General features: G+C 37.8%; 5 protein-coding genes. 2 read left to right on the top strand and 3 right to left on the bottom strand.

Annotated elements, in window-relative coordinates; all coding sequences use genetic code 11:
* Positions 1-543: 543 nt before the first annotated feature.
* A complete protein-coding gene (locus P20480_RS06350; RefSeq protein WP_008130837.1) occupies positions 544-1023 on the top strand; it encodes an RNA recognition motif domain-containing protein in 480 nt (159 codons plus the stop codon).
* On the opposite strand, the gene murI is transcribed toward P20480_RS06350, so the two are convergent.
* Together murI and P20480_RS06360 are read right to left on the bottom strand one after the other, a co-directional pair.
* Positions 986-1786 (bottom strand): glutamate racemase, encoded by an 801-nt coding sequence (gene murI / locus P20480_RS06355; RefSeq protein WP_008130836.1) that lies wholly within the window; start codon positions 1784-1786, stop codon positions 986-988. The two genes, P20480_RS06350 and murI, sit on opposite strands and share 38 nt — an antisense overlap.
* A 77-nt stretch (positions 1787-1863) precedes the next feature.
* Entirely contained in the window at positions 1864-2991 is a 1128-nt protein-coding gene (locus P20480_RS06360; protein ID WP_008130833.1) for a DUF5610 domain-containing protein, read from the bottom strand.
* Positions 2992-3153: 162 nt separating this feature from the next.
* On the opposite strand from P20480_RS06360, the gene trmA reads away from it, so the two are divergent.
* Positions 3154-4251 (top strand): tRNA (uridine(54)-C5)-methyltransferase TrmA, encoded by a 1098-nt coding sequence (gene trmA, locus P20480_RS06365; protein WP_006794650.1) that lies wholly within the window; start codon positions 3154-3156, stop codon positions 4249-4251.
* A gap of 10 nt (positions 4252-4261) precedes the next feature.
* Here trmA and P20480_RS06370 read toward each other — a convergent pair whose 3' ends face one another.
* The gene (locus tag P20480_RS06370) at positions 4262-4714 is read right to left on the bottom strand and encodes a 2-thiouracil desulfurase family protein (protein ID WP_008130829.1); all 453 of its coding nucleotides are present in this window, start codon (positions 4712-4714) and stop codon (positions 4262-4264) included.
* Positions 4715-4734: the final 20 nt, after the last annotated feature.

Below are 4734 nucleotides of genomic sequence, written 5' to 3'. Positions count from 1 at the left end.
AATAACTACCGAAATAATTATTCTGTTGGTCACTCAGTTTCAATTGAGACTCTAATTTGTTTGCCTCGCTACCTAAGTAGCTTGGCTGTTAGAACTCAATCTGTACGAGTGCCCACACAGATGATTGCTTTATATTGTTAAAGAACGTTGCGACGTTGTCGCTAGGGATGCGTATAATACATCCTTTATTTTTCGAGTCAATACTTTGTTTTAAACTTTCTTTCGATGATTTAAAACCAAAGTTTTACTTAACTTTCTGAGCCGCTAACACTTTGCTATGCTTCGGCGTTTCCCGTCTCAGTGGGGTCGCATTATAGGGAGATCCGAAAACAGATCAACCCTTTTTTTAGATCTTTTTACTGTTCGAACAAAATTAGAACAAAACCACAAAAAATCATGTTAAAACACGCTTAAATTGATGTTTTTTTACACTGCTTTTTATAATTTCATATAAATATCAATGCTAAGTTCGTTTAAGACGTTAAGATAGCAAGTTCACAATGTTAAATTAATGTTTATTTCCTGTTTATTGGTAGATCTAAAATGAAATTACCCGATCAAAAATCTTTTATCTTTTCTGTTGTTATTGCTGTAGTTGGTTTTGTTATTGTTAAGTTCGCCCTTGGAAGCTTAGAACTTGACCCTGCAATTGTATTTGCTGTTGGCTTATTAATAGGTGGGCTAGTTATTGCTGCTATGTCTTCTGACGTTTTAGAAGAGGCCGAAGTAAAAACTAAAACACTTTACGTTGGTAACCTTCCTTACCGTGCAAACGAAGGTGTTGTTCGTGCTTTGTTTGAAGAGCAAGGTAAAGTATTCAACGTTCGTCTATTAAAGGATAAAAATACAGGCAAACGTCGTGGCTTTGGTTTTGTTGAAATGGCGCAAGCTGATGCAGACAATGCTATTGCTAACTTGAACGATAGTGAGTTCCAACAACGTACTTTAAAAGTTCGTGAAGCAAAACAAAAACAAGAAGATGATTCTAATACGCTTCGAACTCAGGCGGATCAATCAGTTTAACTAGCTTAACCGCAAGTTTATCGCTGATCACATTAGCCGTTGCATAGTATTGCAGCGGCTTTTTTATGCCAGGTATATTTTGTGCTAATAAACCTGACTCGGTTAGTAGATAAATAACTCTATTTGCTATTGCTGCACCAGAATCCACCAGCTGAATGCTATTTTTAAAGTGCTCACTAATCTGCTTTGTAAGTATCGGAAAGTGAGTACACCCCAATACAAGCACATCCGTTTGCTTTTCAATATTCAAACCTTCAAGTACAGCATGTAATTTATTTGTATCTAAATAGCCATTAAAGAAAAGTAATTCAGCAACGTTTACCAACTCAACACTGCTATATAAGTTAACAGTTACATTACTAGCGTGCTGCGCTATTAACTTATTTGTATATGAGCTCGCTATTGTTGCAGGTGTTGCCAGTAAAGCAATGTGATTTGAACGTGTTAATTCTGCGGCGGGCTTGATTGCTGGTACAACGCCAACTATGGGTATATCTGTAATTTTGCGTACAGCACTTAATGCCGATGTGGATGCCGTGTTGCATGCTATTACAATTAAATCGACGTTTAGCTTGTTTAACTTAATGAAATGAATGAGCGAACACAAACGATTAATAATTGTTTGTTGTGTTTGAGCCCCATAAGGTAAGAAAGCATTATCCATAAAATAGCTATATTGAGCATTCGGGATACGTTGCTTTATATGATCAAGTACTGTTGTGCCACCAATCCCTGAATCAAAAACCATTATATGCGCTGACAAACGACCGTTCCTATTATTAGATTAGAACGGCAGTTTGCCATGTGATTTTTGCAAAAGAAAGTAGTTTAATGTTGAGGTTAAACTTCCTCTGCTGTTTGCTTTGTCGCGCTATTTAACTTATTAAGGTTTTCAAACATAGCTTTTGTGTAATCAACCAGTTTATCGATCTCACTTTGATCTTCATTAAGCCACTGCATAATACCTGATAATTGATTTTGAATACCTAGCTCGGTTGCTTTAGAAAAAGCCTCTCGGAGGTCATCATTAAAAGGCGCTACTTTATCTGCAATTACTTTTTCTGGAGCCGGCTTATTTTCTTCGTAACCCTTTATTGCAGCAACTGTTTTGGTTTGGCGTAAATCCATTGAAAATGCGACAAGTTGTTCATTGCCTAAACTAAGCTCTTGCGCCTCTTCAAATGCCTGCTCTAAATCGCCGCTAAAAAAGGTCTTACTTACGTTTTGTAGGTTTTCCATTAGCTCATTAATTGCTTCTTGCTCTTTATCATTAAGGTCGCCGTTAACTGACATTGAAAATGAAAGCTCTCTCGATTGTGATGATTCACTTACGAATGCCTCCCCTCCCTCACCACGCTGATAACTACTAGCAGACTGAGATTTAAATGCATCGGCAAAACTTATTGTTACTTCATCACCTTCTGCTGTGGTGAAACTGTACTGAGCATTATTACTTAAACTTGCGTATTGTGCTTGGGTTACCCCCACACTAGCTGGCATTGGGTTGAACAAATTATCTTCAAACTTATCAAGACCATCAAAAATACCTTCTTTTGATTTGTTGATTCCCTCTTGGGTTTCATCGTTCAGAACGCCGGATTCTTTTAACTCATCAACGGCGTCATCAATACCTATTTGAACCCCCTTACGGGCATCACTTAGCATACCTTTTAATTTATCGTCATCGGCACCATCAGCTTTTGCTTTATTAACGGCGCCGGTGACAAAGTCGAGTACATTTTTAACTATTGCTTCAAAATCAAAAAGGGGCTTATCTGCTTTTTTTTCTTGAACTGGCAAACCAAGCTGCTCTGCCATTTTATCACCTAAAACTTTAGCAGCTAATTCTTTACCTCGTTGCTGATAGCTGTCTTGCGGAGACGCGATGGTAGGTTGTTGTACGTCAGCTTTGTTGTTGAATTTGTTTATGTTCTGGCTTGGTATAAAGCCATAATTGCCTATTTTCATGAATCGTCTCCTGAGCATGCGTAGTTTATTATCGGCCAGGGCATAAAAAACTAAAGTAAACCGTGCAAAAAAACATCATTTATTCTAGCCAAAACTAGACAAATGCGAACCGCTCCCTACAATAGCGCCGATAAACAGATCTTAGATAAGGTAGTAACGCGAATGGCAGTTATTAAAATAGATACCACACAGTACCAAGCGCAGTTAAGTGAAAAAGAACAGCGTATAACTTCACAGTTTCAACGTTTTGGTGTGGAGCAGCTAGAAGTATTTAGCTCGGAGCCAATTAACTACCGCCAACGTGCCGAATTTAGAGTATGGCATGATGGAGACGATCTGTTTCATATAATGTTTGATCAGCAAACTAAAGAAAAAATACGCGTTGATACGTTTGACCCTGCGGCACCGCTTGTTGGTGAAATCATGCAGGTGATGATTGAAAACCTTAAACCATGCGAGGTTTTACGCCGAAAGCTATTTCAAATAGATTACCTGTCTACACTCAGTGGTGAAATTTTAGTGAGCTTGCTTTATCACAAGCCGCTTGATGATGAATGGCTACGTGAAATTAAGTCACTAAAGGCAAAACTGAGTGAAAAATATAAAATAGATTTTATTGGCCGAGCACGTAAGCAGAAAGAAGTGCTAGGTGATGACTTTGTAACAGAGCAATTAACTGTAAATGGCCAAGAACTAATTTACCAACAAGTAGAAAATAGCTTTACGCAACCTAATGCAAAAGTAAATATAAGTATGCTTGAGTGGGCACAAGATTTATGTAAACCACTTAAAAATGATTTACTAGAGCTTTACTGCGGTAATGGTAACTTTTCTATTGCGCTAGCGGGATCTTTTAATAAAGTACTCGCAACTGAAATATCTAAATCGTCTGTTCACTCTGCTCAATATAACATTGCCAAAAACAATGTAGACAACCTAGATATTATTCGTATGTCGAGCGAAGAGTTTACTCAAGCAATGAATGGCGAACGTACTTTTTCTCGTTTAGACGGTATTGACCTTAAAAGCTATGACTGCCAAACCATATTAGTCGACCCGCCACGCGCTGGTATGGATGAGTTAACCTGTGATTTAGTGGCTAATTACGAAAACATAATTTATATATCGTGTAATCCTGACACACTGGAACGCGATTTAGATCATTTAACGCGTTCGCATAACGTTAAGCGCTTTGCGATATTTGATCAGTTCCCTTATACACATCACATAGAGTCGGGTGTTTTCTTACAGCGTAAATAACCAACCAAAATTAAAGTGCCAGTGCTTTTATAAGTGCTGGTATTTGCTCTTCACTAAATACTTGAACTCCATTCTTTATTAATAATGCTGCAGTTAAACCTAGACCTTCGATTTTTATTCCGCGATGCTTTCCATTATATATTGTATTTCGTCCGCAAGAAGGGCTCGATTCTTTAAGTAAAGCAAAACGAACTTTATTTTTTTTACAAAGTTCTAGCGCTATATTAGCCCCAGTTTGAAATTGCTCTGTTACATCTTCGCCTGAATTAGTAATTACTTTCCCCTGTATTATTTCAGCAGGAGCTCTAGGAGTAGATAGCCCACCAGCCACTTCAGGACAAAAGGATATTATTTTCTTATTACTTTGCCATACCCGTAATTGTGGATGCTGTAATGTTTGTCCTTTCCCATCATAACGAACAGGCTGCCCTAGCAAGCAACTCGATACTAATATTTTTTTCATTGCTACATCCCTTATAAACC

Origin of the sequence: Pseudoalteromonas sp. BSi20480 (assembly GCF_000241365.1) — a bacterium.
Taxonomy (GTDB): domain Bacteria; phylum Pseudomonadota; class Gammaproteobacteria; order Enterobacterales; family Alteromonadaceae; genus Pseudoalteromonas; species Pseudoalteromonas marina.
This window is presented reverse-complemented; position numbering and strand designations above follow the sequence as displayed.